At 65.5% G+C, this 5,035-nt stretch carries 4 protein-coding genes and 1 pseudogene; 4 read left to right on the top strand and 1 reads right to left on the bottom strand.

Going from position 1 to position 5,035, the window contains the following annotated elements:
• The 4 genes and pseudogenes from EN969_RS16240 to EN969_RS16225 form a co-directional block, all read left to right on the top strand.
• Positions 1-258 (top strand): annotated as a pseudogene (locus EN969_RS16240) (BMP family ABC transporter substrate-binding protein); the annotation flags it as partial.
• A gap of 235 nt (positions 259-493) precedes the next feature.
• Complete coding sequence (locus EN969_RS16235) at positions 494-2,005, top strand: ABC transporter ATP-binding protein (protein ID WP_063169489.1); 1,512 nt, start codon at positions 494-496, stop codon at positions 2,003-2,005.
• The gene (locus tag EN969_RS16230) at positions 2,005-3,060 is read left to right on the top strand and encodes an ABC transporter permease (protein ID WP_063169488.1); all 1,056 of its coding nucleotides are present in this window, start codon (positions 2,005-2,007) and stop codon (positions 3,058-3,060) included. The genes EN969_RS16235 and EN969_RS16230 overlap by 1 nt, the downstream gene beginning before the upstream one ends.
• The gene (locus EN969_RS16225; RefSeq protein WP_063169487.1) at positions 3,057-4,001 is read left to right on the top strand and encodes an ABC transporter permease; all 945 of its coding nucleotides are present in this window, start codon (positions 3,057-3,059) and stop codon (positions 3,999-4,001) included. The genes EN969_RS16230 and EN969_RS16225 overlap by 4 nt, the downstream gene beginning before the upstream one ends.
• 244 nt (positions 4,002-4,245) lie before the next feature.
• On the opposite strand, the gene EN969_RS16220 is transcribed toward EN969_RS16225, so the two are convergent.
• A complete protein-coding gene (locus EN969_RS16220) occupies positions 4,246-5,013 on the bottom strand; it encodes an SDR family oxidoreductase (protein ID WP_024504731.1) in 768 nt (255 codons plus the stop codon).
• Positions 5,014-5,035 lie beyond the last annotated feature (22 nt).

Here is a 5,035-nt window from a genome sequence, read left to right as displayed (position 1 = left end):
GTCATCACCGGCCCGGTCTGGGACATGTATCCGACGGTCGAACAGGCGATCAAGCTGGTCAAGGCCGGCGTCTTCACCGCGCAGGACTATGGCGACTTCTCGCGCATGGCCAAGGGCGGCTCGCATCTGGCGCCTTACCACAAGTTCGACAAGACGCTGCCGGCGGACGTGAAGGAGCTGGTCGAAAAGAAGAAAGCCGAGATACTCGAAGGCAATTTCCGCGTCGACGTGGACGAGAACACGCCGGTTTCGGATTGAGTTCTGGTTTGAGGGGCTGGCGCTAGGCGCCCCCCTCTGCCCTGCCGGACATCTCCCCTCAAGGGGGGAGATTAGCAGTTTCGGCGACGCGCTGTTCTTTCAAGAAAATTGGCGAAAGCCGATATGACATCCAATCTCCCCCTTGAGGGGGAGATGGCCGGCAGGCCAGAGGGGGGTGCAGCGCATTCCTCTCAATCAAAGCTGAATCGCAAAGCCCGTACGTTCAGGAGCCCCCTTGTCCGCCCCCCTCATCGAAATGCGCGGCATCACCAAACACTTCGGCGCCGTCAAGGCGAACGAGGCTGTCGACCTTAGCGTCGCGCCGGGCGAGATCCTCGGGCTGCTGGGCGAGAACGGCGCCGGCAAGACGACGCTGATGAACGTGCTGTTCGGCGCCTATGCGCCCGACGCCGGCGAGATTCTCATCCAGGGCAGGCCGGTGCGGATCACAAGTTCCGCCGATGCGCTAGCCGCCGGCATCGGCATGGTGCACCAGCATTTTCATCTGGCGCCAAGGCTGACGGTGCTGGAGAACCTGCTGATAGGCATTCCCGGCAAGACAGGGCGGATCGACCGCGCCGGCGGGCTGGCGCGGCTGGCCGAGATCGGCCGCCAGCATGGGCTGACGCTTGATCCCGATCTTCCGGTCTCGGCGCTGTCGGTCGGCGAGCAGCAGCGGCTCGAAATCGTCAAGGCACTGTTTCGCGGCGCCAGGCTCTTGATCCTCGACGAGCCGACGGCGGTGCTGGCGCCGAGCGAGGTCGACGGGCTGTTTTCGGCGTTGCGGTCGATGGCGGCGCAAGGGCTCGGCATCATTTTCATTTCGCACAAGCTCAACGAGGTGCGGGCACTGACGCATCGCTGCACAGTGCTGCGGCATGGGCGCGTCGCCGGCCGCGTCGACGATCCCGCCAACACGACATCGTCCGCAATGGCGCAACTGATGTGCGGCCATGAGATCGTGCCGCCGGCGCGGGGACAGTCGACGCCCGGTGCTGCGGTGCTGACCCTCGACGGCATTTCCACCTCGCGTCATTCGGGTACGGCGCTGCGCGACGTGTCGCTTGCCGTGCGTGCAGGCGAGATCCTCGGCATTGCCGGCGTGTCGGGCAATGGCCAGCGCGCGCTGGCGGAGGTCATCTCCGGCGTGCGCGTACCTGACGCCGGCCGGATGACGATCGCCGGCCAGAAAGTCTCACGCTTTTCGCCGCGCGAAGTGCAGGCGCTCGGTCTTGGCCGCATCCCGGAAGACCGTATGACGACGGGGCTGGTTACCAACCTGCCGCTCGCGGATTCGATGGTGTTGCCGCGCATCGGCACCGCCGCGTTCAGCAGCAAGGGCCTGCTCAAGCCGGATACGATCCGCGCCTTCGCGGAAGAGCAGATCAAGGCCTATGATATAAGGTGCCCCGGGCCGATGACCCGCGCGGGAGCGCTGTCCGGCGGCAATCTGCAGAAGGCGCTCTTGGCACGCGAACTGGCCTTCGACCCGAAGGTTCTGATCGTCTCGCAACCGACGCGCGGGCTCGATATCGGCGCGGCGCGTTTCATCCACGAAAAGTTCCTCGACATGCGGGCCAAGGGCTGCGGCATCATCGTCATCGGCGAGGATCTGGAAGAGCTGCTGGTGCTCTGCGATCGCATCGCGGTGATGTATGAGGGCCGCATTGTCGGCACGCTCGACAGCGCCGATGCAACGATCGCACAGCTCGGCCTGATGATGACCGGGGCGGAGGGGCACAGCTGATGTTTCGCCTGGAAGTCCGCACCTCTACGCCGGCCTGGTTCAACCTCGCTTTGCCGCTGCTGGCTATCGGCGCGACGCTTGTCCTGTGCAGTGGCCTGATCGCGCTGGCCGGCGCCGGCGTGCTCGATGCGTATGGCGTGATGTTCACGGCCTCGCTGGGCGACAGCTATGCGATCACCGAAACGATGGTGCGCGCCGCGCCGATGATCTTCACCGGACTGGCGGTGGCGGTCGCCTTCCGGGCAAAATTCTGGAACATCGGCGCCGAGGGTCAATTGCTGGCCGGCGCGGTGGCCAGCTGCTTTGTCGGCGCCATCCCGATGCCGGGACCGCTCGCCATGGTGTTGATGGCGGTCGCAGGCGCTGCGGCCGGGGCCGCGGTCGCGCTGGTGCCGGCGACCCTCAGGGTAAAATTCAAGGTCGACGATGTCGTCAGTTCGCTGCTGCTCAACTCGGTCATCTACTACGCGCTGATGGCGCTGATCGAAGGACCGTGGAAGGACTCCTTCAGCGGCTATCCGATCTCGCCGCCGATAGAGGATTCGGCCAATTTCCCTGTGCTGATCGAAGGTACAAGGCTGCATCTCGGCGTTATCGTGGCGCTGCTGGCGGCACCGCTGATCTGGTTCCTGATCGTGCGCACCACGCTCGGCTTCAGGATAAGGGTCACCGGCGAAAACCCGGAAGCGGCCAGATATGGCGGCATCCATGTCGAGCGCGTGCTGATCTCGACAGCGCTGCTGTCCGGCGCGCTGGCCGGACTGGCCGGCGTCGGCGAGGTCGGCGGCGTGCATTTCCAGGTGATGAGCGACATCTCGCCGGGCTACGGCTATTCCGGCATCGTCGTTGCCATGCTGGCGCGGCTCAACCCGCTTGGCGTCGTGCCGGCGGCGATCTTCCTTGCCGCCGTGATGACCGGCGCCGAGGCGATGTCGCGGGCGACCGGCGTGCCGGCCTTCCTCAGCGATGTCATCCAGGGCACTGCACTGCTCGCCATGCTGGTGGCGCTGCTGTTCACCGCCTATCGCATCCGCCGCGTCGGGGTTGCCCGATGAGCGCGGTGTTCGAACAGATCTTCCAGGTCGGTTTTCTGGCCGCGATCATTCGTATCGCCACGCCGCTGGCTTTTGCAACGCTGGGCGAAATGTTCTCGGAACGGGCCGGCGTGCTCAATCTCGGCATCGAAGGCATCATGCTTTTGTCGGCGATGACAGGCTTCACCGCTGCCAGCCTCAGCGGCAGCCTGTGGCTCGGCGTGCTGGCGGCGGTGCTGACCGGCATGCTGATGGGTGCGCTGCATGCGTTGTTCACGGTGGTGCTCGGCCTCAGCCAGCATGTCTGCGGCATCGGCGTGACGCTGTTCTCGTCGGGCCTTGCCTATTTCCTCTACCGGCTGATCTTCGGCCAGCAGTCTGTGCCGCCCAACATCAATGGTTTTCAGACGCTGCCGATCCCCCTCCTCTCCGACATTCCGGTGCTCGGGCCGGCGGTGTTCAACCAGTTCGCGCTGGTCTACATGGCGATCCTGGCCATTCCGTTGGCCGCTTTCATACTCTACCGCACGCCATGGGGCCTGTCGGTGCGCATGGTCGGTGAAAATCCGCGTGCCGCGGATTCGGCCGGTGTCAGCGTCATCGCCACACGCTTCCAGGCGGTTGTCCTCGGCGGCGCGCTGATGGGGCTGGCCGGCGCCTTCCTGTCGATGGCGCAGTTCAACGCCTTCACCTTCGGCGTCGTCTCCGGGCGCGGCTGGGTGGCGATCGCGCTGGTCGTCTTCGGCCGCTGGGATCCATGGCGCTCGGCGGGTGCGGCACTTCTGTTCGCCTTCGTCGATGCCTTGCAGCTGCGCATGCAGGCGAGCGGGCTCGGACACATCCCCTACGAGGCGTTCCTGATGCTGCCGTTCATCTTCACCATCGTCGCCATGGCTGTGATGTCGCGCAACGCGGTGGCGCCGTCGGCGCTGCTCAAGCCATTTCGCAGGGAGGAGCGTTAGCAAGCAGGGCTTGGTGCCATTTCCTCTCCCTCCGGAGGGGGGAGAGGTGGCGCTGCGAAGCCGCGACGGAGTGGGGGAACCACCCGGCAACCGTCGCGACGGACATTGGAAGGCCACTAGGCGCAAGAATCTTCCTGCACCGCGCCCAAGGGTCGCCCCCACTCCGTCGACCCCCACTCCGTCGAGCTGCGCTCGACACCTCTCACCCGATCGACGGGGGAGAGGAAGGGCGCCAGGCGTCGCCTCACATCGCGGTAAAACCGTTGTCGACGAACAGATGCGTGCCGTTGACGAAGCTCGACTCGTCGCTGGCCAGGTAAAGCGCCGCCCTCGCCACCTCTTCCGGCTCGCCGATGCGGCCCTGCTGCGCGGCCAGCGCTGCGTCCGAGACATCGACGCCGAGCCTGCCGAGGTCGGCAACCTCGCGCAGGCCGTGCGGCGTGCGGATGAAGCCCGGGCAGACGGCGTTGCAGCGGATGTTGCGGTCGCGGAACTCGACGGCGATGGCGCGGGCGAACATGTGGCAAGCGCCCTTGGTGGTGTCGTAGAGCACTTCGTTGGGAGTAGCCGCCACCGCCGAGATCGACGAGGTGCAGACGATCGAGCCGCCGCCCGCCGCAATCATGCCGGGCAAAACGGCGCGCGTCATCAGGAACATCGAGCGCACATTGACGGCATGCAGCCAATCCCATTCCTGCACCGTGGTCTCCAGGAAGGGCTTTATCACGATGGTGCCGGCGTGGTTGAACAGCACGGTGATGGGCCCGAGTTTTTCGATAGCACCCTTCACGGCGGCTTCGACCTGTGCCTCGTCGGAGACGTCGGCGACAAAATGCTCGGCGACATGGCCGCGTGCCCTGATTGTCGCTGCGGTTGCGGCGGCCGCCTCGCCGTTGCGGTCGATGATCGCCACCTTGGCGCCTTCGGCGGCGAACAACTCCGAGGCTGCTCCACCCATTCCCGTCGCGCCGCCCGAAATGATGGCGACCTTGCCGGCCAGTCTTGTGCCCATTTTTTTTGCCCCTTATGTGACG

Source organism: Mesorhizobium sp. M7A.F.Ca.CA.003.01.2.1 (genome assembly GCF_003998945.1).
GTDB classification, from domain to species: domain Bacteria; phylum Pseudomonadota; class Alphaproteobacteria; order Rhizobiales; family Rhizobiaceae; genus Mesorhizobium; species Mesorhizobium ciceri.
This window is presented reverse-complemented; position numbering and strand designations above follow the sequence as displayed.